Origin of the sequence: Anabaena sp. CA = ATCC 33047, from assembly GCF_963870205.1 — a bacterium.
In the GTDB taxonomy this organism is placed as follows: domain Bacteria; phylum Cyanobacteriota; class Cyanobacteriia; order Cyanobacteriales; family Nostocaceae; genus Trichormus.
In genome coordinates, this window is record NZ_CAWMSA010000035.1 from 88,361 (window position 1) to 112,781 (window position 24,421).

At 37.7% G+C, this 24,421-nt stretch carries 14 protein-coding genes; 4 read left to right on the forward strand and 10 right to left on the reverse strand.

Features of this window, described 5'->3' with window-relative positions; genetic code table 11:
• Nucleotides 1–32 precede the first annotated feature (32 nt).
• The 3 genes from AACS98_RS07970 to AACS98_RS07980 form a co-directional block, all read right to left on the reverse strand.
• Nucleotides 33–473: an MAPEG family protein gene (locus AACS98_RS07970; protein ID WP_066377968.1), complete on the reverse strand. Its 441-nt coding sequence runs from the start codon at nt 471–473 to the stop codon at nt 33–35.
• A gap of 17 nt (nt 474–490) precedes the next feature.
• Nucleotides 491–1,429, reverse strand: a complete 939-nt coding sequence (locus tag AACS98_RS07975) for a phosphoribulokinase (RefSeq protein ID WP_066377971.1) — start codon at nt 1,427–1,429, stop codon at nt 491–493.
• A gap of 428 nt (nt 1,430–1,857) precedes the next feature.
• Nucleotides 1,858–2,316: an orange carotenoid protein N-terminal domain-containing protein gene (locus AACS98_RS07980; RefSeq protein WP_066377975.1), complete on the reverse strand. Its 459-nt coding sequence runs from the start codon at nt 2,314–2,316 to the stop codon at nt 1,858–1,860.
• Between the two features lie 319 nt (nt 2,317–2,635).
• On the opposite strand from AACS98_RS07980, the gene AACS98_RS07985 reads away from it, so the two are divergent.
• The 4 genes from AACS98_RS07985 (at nt 2,636) to AACS98_RS08000 (ending at nt 4,420) form a co-directional block, all read left to right on the forward strand.
• On the forward strand, nt 2,636–3,502 hold the full coding sequence (locus AACS98_RS07985) for a polysaccharide deacetylase family protein (RefSeq protein WP_066377979.1): 867 nt from the start codon (nt 2,636–2,638) through the stop codon (nt 3,500–3,502).
• Between the two features lie 109 nt (nt 3,503–3,611).
• Nucleotides 3,612–3,761 (forward strand): hypothetical protein, encoded by a 150-nt coding sequence (locus AACS98_RS07990; RefSeq protein ID WP_198161123.1) that lies wholly within the window; start codon nt 3,612–3,614, stop codon nt 3,759–3,761.
• Between the two features lie 32 nt (nt 3,762–3,793).
• Entirely contained in the window at nt 3,794–4,009 is a 216-nt protein-coding gene (locus AACS98_RS07995) for a hypothetical protein (RefSeq protein WP_066377982.1), read from the forward strand.
• Nucleotides 4,010–4,015: 6 nt separating this feature from the next.
• Complete coding sequence (locus AACS98_RS08000; RefSeq protein ID WP_066377984.1) at nt 4,016–4,420, forward strand: type II toxin-antitoxin system VapC family toxin; 405 nt, start codon at nt 4,016–4,018, stop codon at nt 4,418–4,420.
• 103 nt (nt 4,421–4,523) lie between these two features.
• On the opposite strand, the gene AACS98_RS08005 is transcribed toward AACS98_RS08000, so the two are convergent.
• The 7 genes from AACS98_RS08005 to AACS98_RS08035 all read right to left on the reverse strand — a co-directional run bounded on the left by AACS98_RS08005 (nt 4,524) and on the right by AACS98_RS08035 (nt 24,317).
• Nucleotides 4,524–6,470, reverse strand: a complete 1,947-nt coding sequence (locus AACS98_RS08005) for a DUF262 domain-containing protein (RefSeq protein ID WP_232317128.1) — start codon at nt 6,468–6,470, stop codon at nt 4,524–4,526.
• A gap of 316 nt (nt 6,471–6,786) precedes the next feature.
• Nucleotides 6,787–6,987 (reverse strand): hypothetical protein, encoded by a 201-nt coding sequence (locus AACS98_RS08010; RefSeq protein ID WP_157087500.1) that lies wholly within the window; start codon nt 6,985–6,987, stop codon nt 6,787–6,789.
• Between the two features lie 108 nt (nt 6,988–7,095).
• Nucleotides 7,096–11,472, reverse strand: a complete 4,377-nt coding sequence (locus AACS98_RS08015) for an nSTAND1 domain-containing NTPase (protein ID WP_066377986.1) — start codon at nt 11,470–11,472, stop codon at nt 7,096–7,098.
• A 29-nt stretch (nt 11,473–11,501) separates the two neighbouring features.
• The gene (locus AACS98_RS08020) at nt 11,502–15,974 is read right to left on the reverse strand and encodes an nSTAND1 domain-containing NTPase (protein WP_066377988.1); all 4,473 of its coding nucleotides are present in this window, start codon (nt 15,972–15,974) and stop codon (nt 11,502–11,504) included.
• A 51-nt stretch (nt 15,975–16,025) separates the two neighbouring features.
• Complete coding sequence (locus tag AACS98_RS08025; RefSeq protein ID WP_066377989.1) at nt 16,026–16,994, reverse strand: esterase/lipase family protein; 969 nt, start codon at nt 16,992–16,994, stop codon at nt 16,026–16,028.
• Nucleotides 16,984–20,922, reverse strand: coding sequence for a caspase family protein (locus AACS98_RS08030; protein ID WP_084386886.1), 3,939 nt, complete (start codon nt 20,920–20,922; stop codon nt 16,984–16,986). The genes AACS98_RS08025 and AACS98_RS08030 overlap by 11 nt, the downstream gene beginning before the upstream one ends.
• Nucleotides 20,923–21,083: 161 nt before the next feature.
• Nucleotides 21,084–24,317 (reverse strand): type I restriction endonuclease subunit R, encoded by a 3,234-nt coding sequence (locus tag AACS98_RS08035; protein WP_066377992.1) that lies wholly within the window; start codon nt 24,315–24,317, stop codon nt 21,084–21,086.
• Between the last annotated feature and the right edge of the window lie 104 nt (nt 24,318–24,421).

The window sequence follows — 24,421 nt, forward strand, 5'->3', positions numbered from 1 at the left end:
CAATCAGAAATTATTCGTACTGACGCACCCTCCTAACTCACCCAAATCTTCCCACCAATATGACTACATAGAGCAAACATCACCAAAATTCCCACTTGATACACTATATTCCGTAAAGGCTGAATTGCACGAATGTAGGCTACTGTATGAAGTATCCGAGATGCCACAAATAGCGGAAAGTAGATTAATACACCTGTTTGCCAACAATTTAGCTGAACATAAGTCATCGCCAAAAAGAGAAAAATAGGAATGTTCTCCCCATCATTGCGAAGAACATTTTGAGCGCGACGTACGAGTTCATCGTCACTTGATGCAGCATCTTTTCTTCCCAAAATATTGCTGACAATAGCCAAATCTTCAGGATTAGAAAAACTGTTAGACTTGAACCTGCCATAAGCCTGAATGAGAACAGTGGCAAACATTTTGAGAAATAGCGCAATAACTGTTAAACCATAGGCTTTCCAACTATCCATGTTTGATTTTTATCGAGTTACTGATACATCTGCGTTGCTTTGAGCATGTGGTAAGTGATAATTAACTGTGTCAACGCCAAGGGGTAACTTTGCAGGGTTTCCCCAGTTGTGCCGGCGACTTTACCGATTTCTGGGTTGCTGTCGCGATCGCATAGATTTTTTAAGTTAGGTATATCATTACAGAGAATATGTTCTAACTTATTCACCTGTTCTAAAGTAGCATGACCGTCCACTTCCAACACATCGACGGGTTTACCCATATCTCGATCTAATCCTAGGCGAATCGCTGACCCAGAATCATTATTAGTCAAATTGATAATTGGTGTAAAATCCGGGTGGGGAATAGTAGGACGCAATACCAAACGCACGTTGAGGTGTCCGTTGGTTTCATCTTCTGCACCATGCGGTGGATAGAAACTAACTACTATATCAGACCATTGCCGTTGGGGACGAATAAATTGCTCTGAATCTGGTTCTCGTTTTACTAATTCTGCTAATACTTCTTCTGGAGAATAGCCACGTTTTTGAGTATCTCGTTTAACTTTCCACTTAGCACGTAAGTCTTCTGGCGGCGCAAGATAAACTCTGACATCGTAGCATTCACGAGCAGCACGAGTAGAATAACCTAGCAAACCCTCTATTATAACAAATTTCTTCGGTTTAATGTACAGGGGTGCCTCAAAAGTACCTGTTTTATGGCTATAAACGGGTTTGAGAATTGGCTGACCTGTACGTAGCAGCGATAGGTGCTGCTGCATGATATCTAAATAGTTGCAGTCGGGATGGAGAGCAGTAATTCCAATTTCTGCTCGTTGCTGGCGGTCGTAGCGATGATAGTCATCAGTACAGATCAGCGTGACATTTTCCGGGCCAAGAACCTGAGCAATTCCTTTAGTCAGTGTGGTTTTGCCAGCAGCACTATCACCAACAATACCAAGAATGATTGGACGGCTCATTCATACCCCCAGATACAAGCAAGTTTAGTAATTAATTTGCCAAGAATGTCTTCTTATTTTAAAGGTGTTTTGACTCAGTGGATCAAGCTCAGACATTTGTGCAACATCTCTATACATCTGCAATCAAAAAGAGCAGCAATCACAAACCATATGCGATCGCTACCCTCAAAGAACACCTTTTCTGAAAAACAATGTTCACGCCGCCGGTATTTTTGGCCGTTCCTGTTTAGGGAACACCAAAAAATAAATTATCCCCATCGACTGTTAGTTAGTAGAGTGCGTCAGTATGAATCTTTTCTTGGTATAACTAGGGTTTCTCGTACTGACGCACCCTACATTTTGGATATTTTTTTATCTGGAAGTCCCTGAGAGAAACCACCAATACCGGATTGTCTCACACCACAATTGGCTGATTAATTGCCAAACATTTATCTAGCACCCATCTCATCGACTGCGCTACGTAAAAAGTCAACCCTTTGCTCAAAATCCCATCCCTTGACTGTATTCACAAAGTTATCTGTTTGAGATGGCAATTCATAATCAGCAGGGACTCCTATGATAGTGCCATTTTCCATCCCTTGTGCCAGCTTCAGCCATAACTCTAACTTGGCACTAGAACTTAAAGCTTTATAGGCATGGCTAATCTCTGTATCTGCACAAGCGACAATATCACGTTGTACTTGCAGTTGTTGTTTTTGGGGTAATGCTCGCACTTGATCAAAGAAAGCGTTAGCCGGAGTAGTTACAGAAGGCTGATTGGTGGTTGGGCTTAAGGAATCTTTGATGTCTAAATAGCCATACCACAGCAAGCCTAACTGTGTATCAGCATCAAAGCGGCGGAATTGTTCTACAGACTTTCTTGCTTGTTCGTTGGTAGTGTAAGTCATAACGTCTCCGATTACTTTTGGAACAAGCAGTTGCCAGAGTTATCACTAACACCTGCTTTACAAAATTTAATAAATTCGCTTGAGAGATTAACCTGGCAAAAGACATAAATATAAACCTCCACTGAAGACAGATGTAAAAATATCGTCAGTCTTGGAAAGTCTCCCACCGGGTATTTACAAGTTACTCAGGCTTAACCCACCCGGTAGCCTGCCTCCTGGGCGGCGAAAACCTTAATGTTAGTGTTAATCACAATACTTGTTAAACATCCTCTGAGATAATACCAATAGCAAAATAATTAATAACAACCAGTAGACCTCAGTGACAACTACAAAAACTCAAAATTTACCTTTTAGTTTAGCTCTAATTTCTATTATTTCTTTTGCACTGCTCAATTTTGAATACACCGAGCCTGTAGTTCCTATTTTGGGATTTCATGGCATTGTAGATACTAATATGAATATTAAAACAGCAGAAATGCACTACTCCAAACAAGAGTTAGAAAAATTTTTAGAATATTTAATTATTCATGACTACTGGTTTCTCACAACTCAAGAATTATATGATTTTTTCTTAACCAAATCTCAGCCAATTCCGGGAAACCGTAAAAAACAAAAGCCTATCATGCTTTCTTTTGATGATGGTTATAAATCAGTACATACTAAATTACTGCCTATTCTATACAAGCTAGAAAATAAATATAAAACCAAGGTAAAAGTTGTTTTATTTATCAATCCTGGTCATTTGTCTAATCAGCGAGATAGTAATGCGACTAAGCTAGGATGTCAAGACTTAAGGGAAGGTTTAAAAGCAGGATTTTATGACATTCAATCTCATGGATTAAATCATAAAGATGTAACCAAATTATCACGACGAGAATTAATCAATGAATTGTTAAGAGCAAGAATAATTTTAAGAAAATGCACACAAGACTTAGACCCAAATCAACAAGTAGCATCTCATTTTGCTTATCCCTTTGGAGCTACTAATAAACAGGTAGAATCATCTGTGGAAAAATATTATTTATCTGGGTATTTATATAATAATGAAACTTTAAATTACAATTGTTTAAAAAATCCCTATCAAATTCCTCGCCTTGTGGTTAATCGGCAAATATCCGCAACGGCACTTAAGCAAGTTCTGGAAAAAAGTTATTCTATGAAGAATAAGCAAGATCAAAAATGCTAGTAATTGCTTAAAAATAAAAGTTACCTGATGTCAGCGATCGCACTACAAAATTGTACCGACTAAGCAGCCCAATGTTTACACAGTAAACTTTTGTAAATTTGCAAGTAAATTGAACAATCAAATTGATTATATCCAATTAGTAAAATTACACCTTAAACAAACACGCGATCGCCTGATAAATCGTCTCATCTCAGGTAAAATTTATATTGAAGACTCAGACATTCGATTCCCACCCAGCATGACTGAAGAAGGAGAATAAATAGGTTAAACTTAATGTAGGAGGTAAGCTCTATGTTAAAAACCATTCAAGGAATTTATAAAAACGGCAAAATTGAACTAGCTGAAACACCGCAAGGTATTACTGAAAGCATTGTTTTCGTGACATTCCTAGAAACTAAACCCAGCCAATGGCCAGAAACCCTAATACAATATCAAGGTGTAAACGAAAGTATTATCTTTGAATCATATCGAGATGAACTGATACCTCCTAACGAAATAGAACTTTAATTATGTATGGGTTATCTATTGGATACTTGCGTCATTAGTGATTTTGTCAAAGGAGAAGAAAACACCCTCAAGCGAATAAAATTAATTTCCCCTGCGGAGATTTTTGTGTCATCTCTAACAGTTATGGAGGTGAAATATGGATTAGCTATTAACCCACAACGCGCTGTTAAAATCCAATCAATTTTTGAAACATTATTAAACTCAATCACAATTTTACCTTTTGACTCGAAAGCAGCAGAACAAGCAGCCGAAATCAGAAGCTTTCTCAAACTAGCTGGTTCACCTATTGGTGCGTATGATGTACTCATCGCAGCTACCGCAGTCATCAATAATCATATTGTGGTGACATCTAATGTTCGAGAATTTCAAAGAATACCTAACTTACAAATCGAAAATTGGCGTTGTGTTTGAATAGCTTACTCTTACCTGTTCTTATCTCACTTTCTATCTATATATGTTCAGGACTTACGCAACTGGCACTTTAGGTGTAGAAAGGATATCAGATGCTATCAAATTAAATAGCTCTTTCACCACCAAACCGCAATAGTTCCTGTATTTCCCTAGCATCCAGACTTTCCTCAAAAGGTACTTCTTCGAAAGATACTTCCTCGTACCATATTTTCAATGCTAATTCTGTGAGCATTTCTTGTCTTTTATCAATTGATTGTGAATTCCATTCATTAAAACTTATTAATTTCTCCACAGCCCTATTAATTGCAGTATTAGTTCCAATAGTGGGCTTTTCAGATATACATTGTGTTAAAAGAAAATTCGATTGTTGATAAGCTTCTTTCTTAACTTCAAATGGACTATTTTGAATAGAAGCATTGAGAGTTTGTTCTAGCAAAGCTAAATTGCCTAATTTGTATATATATGATTCAACTTCATCTGGTTTATCAAAAGCTTTAACAGGTTCAGAATTTAAATCTTGTGGTAAAATATGCTCAATTTCTATTGAACTCTGAGTAAAAGTTGTAAAATTTTTACACTCATCATTGTCGCTATAAGCTATAAGTTGTACATACTGAGAAATTTTTGCTAATATATACTTTGTTTTTTTATTAGCATTTGATGTTGGCTTTTTATTTGTTCCTCTTGAATTAAAGTCTAATTGACTTGCTTCCTTAAACTTTTTCTCAAAAGATTTCTTGAGATTTTCTTTACGTACACCTAGATTGTTATATAAAAATTCTTTTAATTTAGATAATTGCTCTTCTTTGTCTGTATTTTGTACTATTTTACGAATCTCTTGACCCCAATTAATAAATATTTTTTCTAATTCACTGATTGAATTATTAGGAAAACTATAAACAAAAATAAAGTTTTCAATATGTAGACACAATTGAGAAAATATTTCCATTGACATATCCCTTGCTGCTAACAGTATATATAGATGTTGTTTAAGATTGGGGCTTAAATACTTAATATTAGCTAAATGCGGGTTATCTGAATTATCAGAAGGATTTTTTCTTTCTAGTAATGATTTATAAGCCTTTGCAGCCTTCAGTAAGTCCTCGACAAACTCAAATGGTTTTTCTTCATATTTACAAGTAGTATTATTTTCCAGTAACCATTGGTATTCTTTAGTTTGGACATTATCTCTTTCAACATCATATTGAGTTAGAATAAAGTATCGTAGAAAATCCATAGGCTTTTCCTTTACTGAATCTAATTCATTTTTTATTTCTTTCCAAGAATTACTAATTTTTGAAAAATCTTCTTTTTCAACTTGTTTAAACAAAAGATTTTTAAGTAAATCCATAGAATCCAAGCCAACGCCTCTATTATTGATGGTTTCAAAAACTCTTAAGGCGTGGTTAATATCTGTAGTTTCAACTCTAACTAACTTTACTTTTTTGATGAAATGTGCATAAAACCTTTTGATCTGGTTTTCATCATCTTTGAACTTATCCTTAATAAAATCTTCTATTGTTTGGTAAGCTGAAATCAAATTAATTGTAGATTCAGTTTTATTATTTTTTTTATTTTCTATCTCTTCTATATTGATTTCATCTTTAGCAAATTCTTCCAAAATATTTTTACTGTCTGGATATTGAGGATTTATCCTGTATTGTGATTGGTCTTGACCTTGTGCATTTGTATACTCTGAATAAATTAATTTCTTAATCGCATCAAACTTTTGATGTTCTGGCAACTTATTTATATAATTTTTGACAGCACAAAAGAAGATATAAGAAGTTGTTAATCTTTGTTGCCCATCAATTACCTGATACACATTGTCTGTATCTTCAGAACTAGGACAAATTACAATACTGCCTAGAAAATATTCATCAGATTCTATATTTAAAGAGCCAGGAAATTCACTATATACATCATTTAATAACTCTAATACTTGTTTTTCTTTCCAAATATATTCTCTTTGATAACTAGGAATAATATAAAAATCTTCAAAAATTTTTTCTATGGTCAGATTTTTGGAATCAATGGTTTTTTGGCTCATAGTATATGTCCTGCTTGTTTTTTATTTATAGACAAGTGATGAGGTGGACGCATCAGCACCGTAGGCGATCGCCCAAAAAAATATTCCTGATTGTGATAATATTATCATCACATTCAGAAATTATCTGGTTATTCTACCAAATTATTGTAAAAACATAAAAAACTTATATAATTTGAAAGTTTATAAGCCTTGTATTTACGTTCAATTTTATTTGATATCAAAAAATAAAGTTGTACAATTTTTCAGAAATGCCTCATATTGATAAATAAAAAAGTCATATAATTTGCCGAAAGCAAGCCCTGTAAGGATTTGGCATCTATTTGTTCCAAAATAACTTGCGATCGCTCTCCAGAGCAAGCTTAATCAGTAATCCCTCTATTGCTGCTATGGTAATAGTATCGACTAAAACCGGAAACATTAAGTAACAGGAATGGCTACGCCACGCAGGGAAGCAGTAAATACAGTCGCCTTGAGAGTATATGTTAACTATCCATTCTGAAGCGGCAATGGAACCCACTGCGATCGCTCTTCGGCATAACTAGCAACTTGGGTTAATAACTAATTTAGTTTTGAGAATGTCAGTTATTTTCTGTGAACTATTTTGCGTATATTGCTTACTGCTTATTCATCTGTCATTGCAGAGATTTTGCTCTTCTTGAACATTAGTGTTATTCATTAAGTATTCATGTAACAAATTACAACCACGTGCTACTAAGTCATCTAAATTGAAGTTCCATAAAATTACTCCTTTATTACTGGCAGCAGCCAGGATTTGAACATCCGGGCTGAAGCTAATACTGGATAGTTTTTCACTTCGTTTTTCTAAAGTTGTGAGCAGTTGACCATCACGATTCCAAAGTTTGATTGTGCCATCCCAATCAGCAGAAGCAATCATTTTCCCATCAAGGCTAAAAGTTACATCAAATACCTGATAGCTATGACCTCGGAGAGTTTTTAGTTCTTGTCCATTAAGATTCCAAAGTTTTACTGTGTTATCAGAACTGGCAGAAGCAATTATTTCGCCATCTGGACTGAAACAGACTTGATTTACACTATTACTATGACCTTCAAGGATGATAACTTCACCACTGCTTAGGTTCCACAGTTTAATTGTCTTATCAGAACCATCACTACCAGAAACAATTATCTTACTGTCTGGGCTGAAACATAGACTACAAACCTTGCCTGTATGCCCTGACAGGGTTTTTATCTCTTGATTCTCCCAATTCCAAAGGTCAATCTTTTTATTATTATTAAAAGCAATAGTTTTACCATCAGGGCTGAACCGGATAGCCCTTATTGCGTGATAATAATCGTTAGAGTTCTTAATTTCTTGGCCTTCAAGATTGCAAAGTTTAACCATTTTGTCAAAACCTCCACAGACCGCGATCGCGTTACCATCTGGGCTAAAACTGAAACTGATACCATTGTTTGCACCAGTAATATCAGAAAACATTTTGCTCTCTTGAGTATCAAGATTCCAGAGTTTGAGTGTATTTTTCGCATTACCAACAATTGTTTTGCCGTCTGGACTAAAACAGACTTGAGTAACCCCTTCACCATATTCTGGAAGGATAGTGATTTGTTGACCGTCTTTGTTCCAAATCTTGACAGTTGAATCTTCACTAGCAGAAGCAATGATATTACCATCAGGGCTAAAATTAATGCTAGTAATTTCCGCAGTATGCCCTCTGAGAGTTGTAAGTTCCTGACCGTCTTTACTCCAAAGCTTGATAGAATTATCTTTACTACCAGAGGCAATTATTTTTCCATCAGGGCTAAACCTAACACTCGTAAATTCACCTTCATGTCCTTTAAGAGTTTGTTTTTTGCCGTTTAAACTCCAAATTTTTACTGTCTTGTCTGCACTAGCAGAAACAATAGTGTTACCATCGGGGCTGAAACTGATATCATAAACTGCCCCGCTATGTGTAAAACTTTTAATTAAAGTACCGTCAAGATTCCAAAGTTTAACTGTGTTATCATAACTTGCAGTAGCAATTATTTTTCCATCAGGACTAAAGCAAACACTACTGACGGTTAGTTCATGCTCGGTGGTACTTGATTCACAAAGGTTTCTGAGAAACTGTCCATCTTTATTCCACAGTTTAACTCTCCTGTCATGACTGGCAGAGGCGATCATTTCTCCGTCAGGACTAAAACAAACACACCATACCTGATCTGTATGGCCAAATCCGAGAGGGTGCTGTGTAAGCTCCTGTCCCTCCAGATTCCATATTCTGATCGTGTTATCCCAACCAGTTGAGGCAACAGTTTGACCATCAGGACTGAAACAGACACTTAAAACACCATCATAATGTCCTTTCAGAGTTTTTAGTTCTTTACCTTCCCTACTCCATAGCTTAACTGTATTATCCCAACTAGCAGTGGCAATCATCTTGCCATCAGGACTAAAACAGACGCTTTGAACTGGCCCGCTATGTCCTTCCAAACGGTTACGCTCTCTCACTCCATAAACTGCTCGTTCTAGGGCAATCACAGTTTGCTTGAATAACACAGTTTGCTTGAATAACAAACTTTGTGAAGAAATAGCTTCTTCTGCTAGTAGATTTTGTAATTTTCTTCCTGCCTTTACTGCTGCAATCAGTGCTTCTAATTGTTGATTAGAAGATAGTAAGGCTTCAGAATTTCTAGCAAGCGCGATCGCAGTTTGCTTTTCTGCTTCGATACGACGCTCTTCAGAAATGCGGAGTTGTTCTTTAGTTTCTTCAAGTTCATCCTTTCTTTTCTGAATACTGGTGTTCACAAATTCTGTTTCTAGCTGATTGAGCCAGTTTTCTTCAGATGGCAATTCCAGGACTTTTTCCAGGATAGCGAGGCGAGGATCACGAATCCATAGATAATCAGATTTGCGCCCATCTTTTAGCCAATCGTTAGCAGATGGTGTTAAGCGTTGACGCAAAACTAAACTTCCTTGCTCATCATTTTTCCATTCCTGTAGTTTGTTCCACCCGCTTACTAAGGCATCGTGTGCTGGTTCAACATAAGGTTCGTCACCAGTTTCTTTACCTTCAACAATTAGACGTGCCGCCGAAAACTGAGCAATCGCCCGCGACACCCTTTGATTTTTTTCTACACTCTCATACTCCAGTTCTGACATTGGTACTCGTCGTCGTGCTAATTCATTACCTTCAATAGCTACCATTCTCAGCATGAGTTGGCGGACGGTATGTTCATAAGCTGGATCAAGTTTCACTAATGTTTGGTATTCCTGAGTTGCTCTTTGTGTTAATGAACCTGCAACTCCGCCTAATGTATCGTAATCAGTCTTACTTAAAGTTCTGCTTTCTCGATTTATGGCTTTAATATATAGTTCACTCAATGTAAAAGATAATAGCGACAATGCTCCTGGCATTTGCCCCACTTCGTCAATCAACTGATCAACTAAATTTGGTGGGTCAAAATCGAGCATTTTTTCGTTAGCAGGTCGTTCAATTGCCTGCCGTAATTCATCGGATCTCATAGCTCGTATAGGAAAACGAGATTGTGTCCAATATGCTTTCAGAGCAGAATCTAAAAACCGAGGTTCAAAGTCAGAACGCAGAGTCAATACAATGGAAATTTGCTGAGGATGAGCTTCTAAAATACTGCTAAGGAAATTTAAAAATTGTTCTTTTTCTTGTGGATTACAAACTGTGATTAGTTCTTCAAATTGGTCTATAACTAATAAAATTTTTACTTTTTCAGGTATTAGTAGTAATTCTTGTATTATCTTAATAAAATCCTGTGGTATTTGTTTTAATGTCTGATTTAGAGATTTAATTTTGTTTAAGTAATTTCCATCTGTTTCAGACTTTTCTACAAGTGCCTCTGCCAGAGAAGTGAAAGAATTATCTCCTGGGCGAATAGTTGGTATGATGTACCATTCTTGGTTATGATGTTTTCGTAAATAAGGAATGAGTCCTGCTTTCACTAAGCTCGACTTTCCAGAACCAGAAATACCCAAAACTACGGTGAGTGGGTTATTGGTTTGAGAAACATGGGTAGATAGTTCTTTGACAAGTTCATCTCTACCAAAAAACAGGAGAGAATGTTCTTCTTCATAGCTCTTTAAACCCCGATAAGGATTGTTTTCTTGCTTGAGTGCTGGTGCATCTTCTAAATTGTTTTGGTCGAAGTTGGGAAGCAAGAAGATATACTCGCCTTTATCATGCTTTTTCAGAGGAAATAAACCTGGAGTTTGGCGTTTGTCATATTTATCAGTTAGTTCCTCAACGCGATCGCGTAAATAACAGTAAAGTTCTGTTGCTGTGATAATACCATCACCTTCTCTTAGAGTTGTGTCAGCAGCACCCAGCAAACCGTCAAACAAAGCTTTTGCAAAAGGAGAGTGTTTGCCTTTGCTTCCTCTCTGTCCAAAACAACCTAGATGGTCAATAGCTTTTTGGTCATGAGCCGCAGATGCGATCGCTTGCCATGCTGGATCTCTAATAAAGCGATCGTACCGTTGTTTATAAACTTTTCGTGCAGGTACAATTTCTCTATACAAACTCGACCGAAATGCCCCAGCAAAACAGCAGTCAAGTATAATTAGCAAATGACGGCAAGGTAATTGTGCTAGTGCATCATGCAAGTCTTGCATAGGTAGAAGAATATTGTTTTGCAACAAGATATCTCCTCTAGCATCTTGGGGAACAAGATATCCTTCCAGATTATCCGTATTTTCTAGCCCATCTCTGAGGACGATTCCGTGTCCAGCAAAGTAAAGTATTAAGCGGTCATTTTCTTCTATCTGTACAGTTTTATCTGGTAGGCGTAATTTTTTTTGCTTGAAGTCCTCCAGTAGAGAATTTAACTCTTTCAATGTCGCTTTTTCGTTTAGTAATATCTGCGCCTCATATTGATAATTATCTTGGAGAATTTTGGCGAATTTTTCAGCGTCAGCGACAGGCGTTTCTAACTCTGGAATACCATTTGAGTAGTTATTAATCCCAATGATTACTGCAAGGTCGCGGTAAAATTCGTACTTGGATTTGGACATATGGTGGTTGCAGTTCGCTTTTAACTCACCTAATTCTCAGGATTTGTAGTAATTGGTGGTACATCGTCACAGAGATGGCGATCGACCTCACTAACATTAGGGTTATTTCGCAAATAATCACGTATCCAATGACATCCGCGTCTTAATAAATTATCTAAATCTAAGTTGTGTAATATAACAGTGCCATCTTCAACTCCTACAGCTAAAAGTTTGCCGTCAGGACTGAAACTGATGGTATTAATATCTACAAATTGGCTTTTGAGCCTATTGAATTCAAGCCCCTCTAAGTTTAAGAATTTGATGACGCTTTCCTCTGCTTTACCTACTGAATCTTCTGTCGTTTCTACTGAGGCTAGCATCTTGCTGTCGGGACTGAAGGCTACACTATTGATATTTGAAAGATTACCTCTAAGCCTTCTGAATTCGTTACCGTCTAGATTCCAGAGCTGGATAAAATTGTAAGAACCCACCGAAGCCAATATTGTGCTATCAGGGCTAAAACCAACCCACCAGGTTTGGCCACCAGAACCAGACCCAATTTTCTTACTCCAGACTTCCTTATTGTCTTTCAATCTCCAGAGTTTGATAGTGTGGTCTTTACTTGATGAAGCTAGGAAGTTGCCATCAGGACTAAAACTAACAAAATTGACCAAATTACTATGACCTTTTAAAGTTGTGGGTTCTTTGTTTCTATCTAGACTCCATAGTTTTATTGTCTGGTCATCGCTCGCTGAAGCTAGCATCTTGCCATCAGGGCTAAAACTAATACTATTAACACGTGACTTATGTCCTAGAAGTTTTCCAGGTTGATACTGTTCATACTGTTCATCTAAATTCCGGAGTTCGATAAACTTATCATCGCCAGCTAAAGCCAGCATCTTGCCGTTAGGGCTAAAGCCAATACTCCTTATCTTTGAAACTTGTAGTTGAAGTTTTCTGGGTTTATCCTGTCCATCTAGATTCCAGAGTTCGATAAACTTATCATCACCAGCCAAAGCCAACATCTTGCCGTTGGGGCTAAAGCTAATATTCCTTATCTTTGAAAGCTGACCCTTGAGCATCTTGGATTTATTCTCACCATTCAGATTCCAGAGCTTGATAAACTTGTCATCATCTACTGAAGCTAACATCTTGCCGTTAGGACTAAAAGTGATATCCATAATTGACGCACCAGTCCTACCTCGACTCCCTTGGATGCTTAAGAGTTCTTTACCTGTTTCAGTGTCCCAGATTTTAATAATGCCGTTATAGCCACCTGAAGCCAGCATTTTGCCATCTTGACTGAAGCTAACACGACTAACCCAATCCACATCCCCTACGAGTTCCCTTCCCGCACCGATTTTTTCGCCTGTTTGAATGCTCCACAATTGAATGATTCCTGTACTTACTGAAGCCAGCATTGTACCATCGGGGCTAAAGCTAACATTTTTTATTTTATACTTACTATTAAAATTTTTGATTTCATTGCTACGAAAATCCCACAATTGAATGATGCCGTCGTTACTTCCTAAAGCCAGCATTGTACCATCGGGGCTAAAGCTAACACTATTTATTTTAAGATTAGTAGTAAAAGTTTTAACTTCATTACTATCTAAATTCCATAATTGGATGATGCCGTCGTTACTTCCTAAAGCCAGCATTGTACCATCGGGGCTAAAGCTAACACTATTTGTTTTTGAAAGTTTTCCTTTAAGCGTCCTGGGTTTATCTTCTCCATCCAGATTCCAAAATTCGATAAAATTATCATTATTACCTGCCAGAGCCAGCATTTTGCCGTTGGGACTAAAGTTGATGCTATCTACACTTGAAAGATTACTGGTAAAATTTTTCTTAAGTTTCTTACCATCTAAGCTCCACAATTGGATAATATTGTCCTGACTTACTGAAACCAGCATCTTGCCATCAGGGCTAAAACTAGCACGATAAAATCCTTTTTCTTCTTGCAAACGATTATACTCTATCGAACTGTAAACTAATTGATATAGAGTTGTTACAACCTGGTGAGTGGTACTTGCTTCTGGTATAACCACAGATTTGAGCTTTTTCCCAGATTTTATGGCTTCTACTAACGCTTCTATTTGTTGATCAGCAGCAAATAAAGTTTTTGAAGATACACTCAAGTTGATACTCTGAGCTTCTTGATTTTGTTTCCATTGTATAAAAGAAAATATGGAGATAAAAGAGAATGCGGTAGCAACCAAGCCCATTCTAATGCGACGATTCTTTTCTCTGAGGTTGGTGCTACACTTAACAAACTCAGTTTCTACTTGGTTAAGCCAATTGTCACTGGAATTGAGTATTTTGTTTAAAACATCTAAGTAAGGATCGGCATTCCAAAGGAACTTTGCTTCTTGCCTATCTTGGCTTTGTTTCTTAGTTTTCCACTCAAGGACAGCTAATGTCAATCGTCGTTGTAAAGGTAAATTCTGTTGCTCTTGTTTAATCCACTCCTGTAACTTAACCCACCCCTGTACTAAAGCATCATGTGCTGGTTCCACATAAGGTTCACCTTGAGAATTAGAACCCTCAACGATTAAGCGAGCTTCAGAAAAGCATTTAATAATTCTTTGAACCCGTTTATTTTCTTCCTCATTGGCATACACCAGTTCCGATTTAGGAACTTGCCGTCGTGCTGACTCCCTACCCTGCAATGAAATCATTCGTAACATTACCTGTTGTACAGTGTTTTCATAAGCGGGGTTTTCTTGAATTAAATGATCATATTCCTGATTAGCTCGTTTGGTTAAAGAACCAACTACTCTTCCTAACTGTTCGTAATCTTCTTTCGTTAAAGCCCGGTTATCTCTCCGCTCCTGCAAATATTTCAAGTACAATTCACTGAGGGTGAAAGAAAGCAAAGGTAAAGCACCCGGCATTTGTACAACTTCGTTAATCAAGTCATCTACCAAGCTGGGAGGGTCAAAATATATAACTTTTTCTAGTGCAGGTTTCTCAATCACTTCCCGAAATTCATTCTGGCTCATTGGTGGGACAACAAACCGAGTCTCATCATTCCAGAACTTTTCAAGTACAGAGTTTTGAAGCTGTGCTTCAAAGTCAAGCCGCAAGGTGATAACTACATGGATTTTGTCGGCATATTTGGTAATTGCATTTTTAATCAGTTGCTCAAATTGCTCTCGCTCTTTGTCACTTTTACACAGAGTTATCAGTTCTTCAAACTGATCAATAACCACCAGTAGCTTTGCTTGAGGATGATTATTAAACCAATTTGCAAGGCTTTCTTCGGCTGGGGTAAGCAAACGAGAAGGTGTCGTCGTTGAGGAAGCAGCAATCAAAGGCTGCTTAACCGATTCTAGTGCGTTATTCAATGATTTGAAAGGAGACTCCCCTGGTCGAAAAGGGGGTAGGATAAACCAAGTTTTATCTTTCCTGAGTTTAGGAATAAGTCCGGCTTTCACCAAACTGGATTTGCCAGTACCTGAAGCACCCAAAACTAATGTTAACTTCTGGTTGTTAGCAACTACTTTCTGGTAAAGCTTTTTAATCTGTTCTTCTCTACCAAAGAACAAATGACTGTGTTTTTCATCATAGGATTCTAATCCTCGATAGGGATTATTTTCTAAATTTAGTGGCGGTGCATCCTCCAAATTATTTCGGTCAAATTCAGACGACAAAAAGATAAATTCCCCTTTATCGTGTTTTTTCAGTGGACACAAACCAGGGGTTTGCCGCTTGTAGTTATTTTCTGTAAGGATTTCGACTTGATCTCTTAAATACAAGTAAAGCTCAGTTGCGGTGATGATACCATCTTTATTTAGGTCTGCACCCTTCCCAAATAAACCATCAAACAAAGCTTTGGCAAAGGGAGAATGAACTTCGTTCCCCTCTGTGACCATACCCCGTGAACCTAAAGAATCTAAAGCTGTTTGGTCATCAGCAGCAGAAGTAATTACTTGCCAAGCGCGATCGCTAATGAATCGGTCGTAGCGTTCCTTATATACTTTTACTTTAGGCACAATTTCTCTTTTTAGACTTGCCCAACGAAATACTCCTGCAAAGCAGCAATCAAGAATTGCTAACATATGCCTACAAGGAAGTGAGTTTAAAGCATCATGCAATTCCTGCATTGGCAAGTAGGTACTGCTATCCCCTGATATAGCATCTTGAGGAATTAAGTAACCCACTGGGCCTTCTTGATTTTCTAGAGCATCTAAAGCAATTCCATGCCCAGCAAAGTAAAAAAGGAGGCGATCATTTTCTGTAACTGTAACTTTACCTCTGTCTAATGGTATTTGACCTTGTTTAAAATCTGCAATTAATTGATTCAGTTGTTTAAGACCAGCGCGTTGATTTAAAAATAATTGCACTTCATATTTATTTTGTGCTTGATATTGTGGTTTTAGAGCATCATGCTGCTTTTGTAGAATTTCAGCAAGTTTAATAGCATCTGGAACTGCCGTTTCTAGCTCTTTGATCCCGCTTTGATAATTATTAATACCGATAATAATAGCAAAATTAAGGTTAAATTTATGTTTAGACATAATTGTTATGTTAACTCTAAAAATTCAAAAGCACTACAATCAATTTTATTATTATGCGTTATTTAGTAAACTCGTATTTTTTTTGCTGATTGTTTGTAACCATTCTACAATTTTAATTGATACTATTTGTTGGATATGAATTGTATTGTGATTGGTATTTGAATATTCATGATAATTATTCAGGTGTATATATTGTTGATTTTGTTGGGGATAGCTAATACATGAGTTCATATCAACACTGCATTCAAGCACAATTCCATCATTAGGGCAGCGGGTATTAGAATCAGATATTAATTGCTGAATTCCACGATTAATTATTCCTTCAATTAATTTATTAGTGAATTCAAGATAATTTTGTCCACCAGATATAGATAAACTTGGTGGCAAATTGCAACTCATCTTTTCCCATTCGTAATTCAATTTATCAATAATATTATACTCATCAATTTTAGCAAGTTCTTTTACCGCGACGCACTCCAATGTTCTGGCTTGTGGGAATACTCCGCCTATTTCTTCTGAAACAGATATTAAATACTTAACAAAATTTCTCCAATTTTCGTTACTTAATTTATTTTGTAATACACCATTATTAGGAGTAGCCAACATGATCACTCCTTTTATAAACCTATCTGAATTGTCCTTCTTTGCATCATCTATAGTAAATTGACGAGCTACAAGACCACCCATACTATGCCCAATAAGGAATATTTTCTTGGAGCGTATTTTTTGATTAGTTAGATTATCATACGTTTCCAGTAATTCTTGTAAACTCCTTACAGCAGATAATATTCCTTTGTAAGAATCATAATTAAACAAGAAGATTTGATAATTTTCACTATAAAGATAAGGTACTAATTCCTGACCCATGTATTCTCCATGACTCGTAAAGCCATGAATTAAAATAACTATGTCAGCTTCTGTTTTAAAATCTTCAGATGCTGCTCTTTCATACTTACCATCTTTAAAAGCAATAAGAGTACATCCTGTCTTCCTTACCTCTTCTACTTTCTTAGTATCCATGTTTATTCTCCTTCTGATAGTAAACGGCAAACAAAATTATCTCTGTTGAAAAAGATGGAATATTTTCAGTTTGTTGATTTTCTTTAGGATCTAAAAAGCTAAAAATGTCTTCAAGCTCGATTTGTAAAAAATTATCTTTTTGGGAAATAATTGCAGGTAACGAACGGAAACTGTTACTTCTGTAGAACCCTATAATTGCAATTTGATGTAAGTTATCTTTTATTTCTTTTGCCGAATATGTGCTATTAATTTCAACAATTATATTTTCCACTTTTTTTCTGTTTTTCGCAATGAAAGACTCAACATTACTAGCACCTTCAAATTTTTGATTAACTGTGATAAAATTCGAGCAAATAGAACAAGTATGAATTTCTTGTTTTTCCCATAAATCTTGTAATCCTTCATAAAGTCCCTGTAATTCTTGATCTTTATAAGGTTTTTGTAACTCTCCATAAGAATATTCTTGATTCGTAATAGCTGCAATCAAAGCTTGTAACCCAACTTCATCAGGTTGATTCAGGAAGTAACTCAAGTGATCGCAAGGTACTTCTTGAATATGGGGAGGATGCGATCGCCCTTGAGGAATGCTATTAATACTTTCCACCGTCACAGCAATATCATTCGGTTCACCACCAAAAGGTAAAGCTACAACTCTATTAAATAAACTTTGCTTGAGTCGTTCTAGCACACTAGAATTTTTCTCTGGTTGTTGCTCTAATGCTGCTGGAACAACAGATGTAATCATAGAAGTATTACCAGCAATAATTGAGTAAGGAATACCAGGGTCATCACTGGCTGCTAGAGAATTGAGAAAATCAGAAGCTGGGTTCATTTGGGCTAATGCTACCCGAATATTTCTTTCTAAAGCACCCATTAGTCCAGCTACCACAGTTGCAGTCCAAGCAATGATAGCAAGACCATTAAGTGCAATACCTAAAGTGAGTTTTACCCAATCTTCTACAACTGGCCAAGGAGAACCTGCATTCGGTGTACCCAACATAATCAAGTGTTGGACAACTTTATTTCCTCCTTCTCTTTCAATGAACCAACGAGATACCAATCCCCCCATTGAATGAGCAATAATATGTAATTCTTTGCCGTGATTTTCTCCCAGACCTACATCTCTCAATCGCTTTTTTAAATATTGAGCATTATTTTCAATGGAAGTGTTGAGATTTTCATAGTCAAAGGTAAGAATTAGATCATAAAGTTCGCTGATAGAAACTGTTTGTCTGTCTGGTTGTAATATAGGCTGTTTGATGGTTGCCACTAAACTTTCAGTATCGCCAATAATTCCATGAATATAAACAGCAATTCTTTTTGCTTCCTTAACTCGGTTAATAGTTACCTCATCTGGTAGATAATTAACTTGTTGATTATCATTAACTTCTACTACTCTGAGTAGAGGATAGTTATATTTTTTTCCTAATTTTTGGTTGATAATTTTTTGAAAAAAGATGCGAATAGAACCTTGTAGGCTTTTCTCTCCTTGACTAACTGGGGCTGGTAATTGTTCTATCTCAATTTCTGTTTGACCATGTAAAGTTTTATGACCACGACCTAACGGCAAGAAAAATTCTCCGTCATAGCCGATAGGAAGAATATACTCATTATCTGCTAGTGGTGCATCAACAAATAATTTTAGAGGTGCATTAGGAGTAACAACTTTGTAATCTTGAATATCGTTTAATTCCAATACACTTAATCCAGGGTCAGTAGCACGACTGGCAGTAAATTGGAACGGTTGAATAACTTCGGAATTTTCTCTCAAGATAGGAGGTACAATGTTGTTACCCAAATCTCGGCTCACTTCTGGTATAGTTGTGAGGCTAACATTTGCCACTAAATTAGGATGTGGTTGTAATCTTACCCCTGCGCCTAATTGTTGTTCTTGTTGCTGAGAAACTGGTGTAGATTGCAGGGGACGGACTGTAGTAATTGTGATTTCTTCAGCGTACCAATCATCAAATCTAACAGCGTCACTTTTCGCTCTAATTTCTCGATTTTGAGTACGATCCATCAACCGATCAAGACTACTTTGATTTGCATAATTCCTATCTATTGCTTTAAGCCGAGGAGCATCAAGTTTGCTTTGATTTAACAATCTTGGATCAAACTCATCATTACTAACAATCAATTTAATAATGTCTTTGTACTCCGTGATACCCTGTTCCCAATACTCGTCTGGGACTTCTAGTTGCAATTCTTCTCCATCTAAAGCATAAGCTTCCTGTTCTGCTTCCAGTCTAATGCTACCTGCTTCAAAAAACGGGGTACTAATGGAGAAACTATCTGACAGGTTAACTAAAGCACAGAAAAGTGGCTTTTTCGTCGTATTGGTGAGTTTAAGTCTAAATTCTGGTCGTTGCCATGTTCCATTATTATATTTGTATGGCAAACGCATCTGGTTTGATTGTGGTAAATCCTCATCAGCAAAGATAAGTTCCATCTTCACATCACCAGCTTTAATCCGAGTTGCCGCAGTATTTGAAAGTTTAGCAATTGTTGTCCAACGGGCAATATGTTCTAGGCGTTTAATTGCTATTTCTGCATTTTTTGGTGTGTAACCATCAATCTGTTCTACAAGAGGTCGGCTATCTGTTGGTTTGGCTATTACATATTGGTTGTTGTGACACAACAGACGAAACTCAGCTTGACTAGCTTCTTTCTCTTCGCGGAGATATGGTGATGGAGACTTACCATTACCCACTGTTCTCAGCTTTTCCCTTGCTATGGTGACACCATCCTCATCTCCCTCAAAGTACACTCCTAAAGGTGGTAGAGGTAGACTCGTCACAACTGCTTTAAAAGTGTTATCAGCAGCTAAGTTTTGTATACCTTCAATATCTATTTTGCTCTTACCTGGTAGTACCTGAGTAACTTTTGCTATACCCACAGATTTCGATGGGTCACGTAGATCATCAATATTGGCATCAAAGGGAAACAATGCTAGTAAAGTAGTTTCTCCATGTTCAGGTGCTTGAACTCCGTGAACTGCACCACCATCAATTACCCATCCGTAGGTTCTGTGATTCTGAACGATAAAATAGGGGTCATGTTCAGCGATCACGCGATCGAGAAAAAATTTATTGTCATCTTCAGGATCATTTACTTCCAACTGAGGAGACTGGTCTGTAATTTCACTGCGGACAATAGCGTTGGTGCGTGCAAATAAATCTCGATAAGTTAGTTTTCCGTTAGTTTTAGAAAGGGTATCCAGTAAGAAATAGGAGAAACTACCCCGGTGTTGGCCACCACCATAGTATTCCTTTGCCGTTTCGTGGTCTCGACAAGCTGCTAAAAGTACATGACGACCTCTGGGGATTTTCCACCCAGTCGGGTGTTTTTCGGGGTTGTGGGTATCTGAAAGTCTCTCTAAATCGTCGAGGGAAAAGATAAAGCTATCTAATGGACGTGATCGCTTGTCTGTGGGGAAGCGACGTTCCTTAGCTGTCTGCATGGGATCTTTAGTACCAGAACCAGAGTGACAGCAATCTAAAATAATTGTGATATGGGGGTTGTTTTCTGCGACTTCCCCAATCAGTAGTGCCAATTCTTTATCAGCCAAATCCCAGCCGTTCTCAGTACGACTGTCATAACATACTAAAGTTTCATCCAGATGGTCTGGTTCTAAATACCAAAATTCTTTCGGTGCTAACTCCTGAGAACCATGACCGCTGTAGTAAAACAGAACTATATCATTTTGTTGAGCTTGACAAAGATGGTTGCGGAAGCCATTAATAACCGCCTGACGAGTGGCTTCACTATTTTTAAGTATCAATGAATGCAGTTCATACTGCTGCTGATCGACCCGTTCGTTAAGATACTCTTGTATTACTGTTATGTCGTTCACACACCCTTGAAGGCGATGATTGGGGTCAGGATAGTTGTCGATACCAACAAGTAAAGCGTATAAATGCTGGCCCATTTTGTTATAGTCATCATGTGTCTTCAAGTTCTAATTATCGCTTAAGTAGAGCTACTTGAAAAGTCGAAAGCAGTGATAAATTATGCCAGCCGTACAAATCTCATAAATCTGATTTTCGTCTTCATGCGATCGCGTTCATAGATAGACATAGTTTCCATTACTCAGACTGCCCACTTTGCACCTTTACTGGCCTGGTCATAGATCAAATCAAATACTGTGTCGCATTTAAACTTAAATAACGCTCGATCATAGCTTTCAGGCAGATTTTGATCTAAGACTGCTTCCACTACGGATTTCACCCTGCGTTGACTCTGCATATCTTTATACCAATCTTGCACTAAAACTTTTGGCTGCTCTGCTGTGAGTCGCTGTAAAAGGGACTTGGCAGCTAATTTGACTTTCTGGGTTTCATCCGCAGTCATTTTGTCTTTCTTGAGTAAATCAAATAGTTCCAGTTCGTCTTCTGTCAAGCCTTCCCGAATATGCCGTTCTGCTTCTTGTTTCAGGTTTTCGGCAAAGTTTACCAGGGCTTCGTAGTAGTTCTCAGTTGATGAACCACCAGCGTTATATTTGTCAATGATTGCTTGTAGTCTTTGGGCAAAGTCTGTACGAGTAGTATTTTGCTGAATCATGCGGTTGAGCTTGTCTTCGATGAAGCTCCTTAAATCGGTAATTGCAATATTTTTATAGGGTTTGTGTTTAAATTCGGCTTTTAGCTGCTCACAGTTGATTTTACTTAAATCCCAAACTTCACCTTTCTGGATAATTTGGTATTTCGCACTATACTCTTGTGTGGTCACTCCTTGATCATCTGTGACTATACTTTCATCTAATAACTCGGCAATTTTTAAACTGACGTTACCAATATCTTTGCGCTCGATAATACTATCAATGACTCCTCGTAAGTATTGAAAAACTGACACCAGGGGGCGTGGTTGGTTTAATATCTCTGGCTTACAGGCTTCGTAGAGTGAGGTAATGGTATTGTCATAAACCACAAAGGCTTTACGCCATTCATCTTTTTGCAGTAGGGTGTCGGCAAACTGGTTAAACTGCTCTAAGTTCTTGAAGGTATCTTGACTGGCAAGGATAGTTTCTAGATTAATGCCTCGTTCATGACAAAAGTTTAGTCCTTGCGCGATCGCATCATCAAGTAATTTAAACAGGTCAGATTTTTCTGGAACTAGGGAGTTTTCATCATTGCCCAAAGCGTAAGCTGCTAGGGCTTTTTTCATATCACGGAAGACATTGTAGTAATCAATAATCTCGCCGTTGGTTTTAGTGACATTATTAATCTGATAACTACTAACGCGATTTGCACGGGCTATAGTTTGCATCAGCGTGTGGTCTTTCATGGGCTTGTCTAGGTAGAGAGTAGACAAGGTAGGTAGGTCAAAACCTGTCAACCACATGGCACAGACAAACACCAAGCGCAGGGGATTTTCTGAATCTTTGAATTGATACTCGATATCATGACCTTGAGCATCAAGGGTATTCATTCTTTTTCGGTGGGGTTTGATATCGAGTCCTTGTTGAGCAAATTTTTTCTCTTCGCTCTCGCTTCCTTCTAAACTAATCACTACAGCCATTTCTGTTTCGCGCATAAAATCGAGAATCTTTTTGAGGCGCACTTTCTCGATTTCATTATTAGATTTCCTAATTCGTCCCACTAAATTTTTAATTTCTGCTTTCCAGTGATACTGTACTTTGTCGTACATCTTCACAGCAGTGAATTTATCTACGGAAACTACCAAACCTTTACCTAGATAACCACGACGGGGAAAGTGGTAAACTATATCTTTGGCTACTGTTTCTAAGCGATCGTCACGTTTAATGACCTCAATTTCACGGGCAAATTTCCTTTCTAGCTTGGCTTGTTGCGTATCATCAAGGTTTTCATCTTCGAGTATTTGGTAAAATTCCTCGCTTAAATTCTCGTTTTGAATCAGTACCTCTGGTACTCGCTTCTGGTAAAACAGGGGGACAGTAGCACCATCATCTATTGACTGAGAAAAGTTGTATTCGCTGACATAATCCCCAAACCATTCATTAGTTTTGCGTTCTTTACCTAACAGAGGTGTACCTGTAAACGCGAGGTAGTTGGCATTGGGTAAACCTGCCCGCATATTTTCCGCTAAGGATTTATACTGTGTGCGGTGTGCTTCATCAACAATGACGATGATATCGTTACGTTCACTCAATATTGGATACTTCTTGCCCTTTTTGTAGCGGAATTTTTGAATCAAGGTAAAAACTATCCGCTTGTTGAAAGAAAGAAAATCCCGCAGTTGTTTACTGTTTTTGGGTTGAGCAGCTTCTTTCTCTTGGACGGTTTCGGTGTTTAAGAAATTGCGGTAAATCTGCCCGTCTAAATCGTCCCGGTCTGTTACCACCACAAAGGTAAAATCGCCTTTGAGCTTGCGCGAAATCTTTCGGACATAAAAAATCATAGAAAAGCTCTTTCCTGAGCCTTGAGTGTGCCAGAAAACGCCTAATTTCCCCTGTTTTTCTTCCCGATGGATAAAGGCATCAATTGCGCGATTCACACCAATGAATTGGTGATTTTGGGCGACAATTTTCTGAGTTCCACTTCTGTAAATAATAAAATTCTCGATGTAGTCTAGGAGTTTGGCAGGGTGACAAAGACCATCTATGGCTCGTTCTAGGCTAGTACCAGATTCCTGAATCTGCTGACGATTTATTTTTTCCTTTTCATCTTCTACCCGTAACCAGTTAAAGAAGTTTTCCCAGTCTGCGGTAAAACTGCCAATTTTGGTTTCTAGTGCATTGGAAAGAATGCAGAAAGCATTGGCAAGGAAGAGTTGAGGAATATCTTTTTTGTAGTTGGTGAGGTTATCGTCAAAGGCTGTTTGTAATTTGACGTTGGAATTTTTCAGTTCAATGAAAACCAGGGGTAAACCGTTGATGTAGAGGATGATGTCAGGACGGCGATAATTTCTTTCTCCTTTAATCCACAGTTGGGAAACGGCTAAATATTCATTATTGAAATCTGTCCTGAAATCGTTAAAATCTATTACTCGTACTTTGATGGGTTCGGTTCTACCTTGGGCATTTTCATATTGTATGGGGATACCGTCACGAATCAGCCCGTCTATTTCCCGATTTGCAGCGATGGGAGACATAGACTGACGTTGACTGGTGAGGATTTTTAAAGCTTCATCTATGGCTGTTTCTGGTAAGGTGGGGTTGAGGCGTATAGCCGCAGCTTTCAGGCGATCGCTAAAAATGACATCTCGTTTATCTGTGCGGTTTGAACTGTCGTTGAGGTCGTCAGGGTTTGGGGTGTAGCAGTTGAGTAATTTAAAACCGTGCTGCTGCTCTAATTTGCGGAGTACCGCTTGTTCGATGTCATCTTCAGAGATAAAGTTAGGCATAGTTTAGGCAAACTACACGGCTATAGGCTGTTTTTGATATTATTAGTCCATCAATGTACAAATTTTAGCCCATTGCTGCTTAAATTTGTCAATATCTGCCCTGA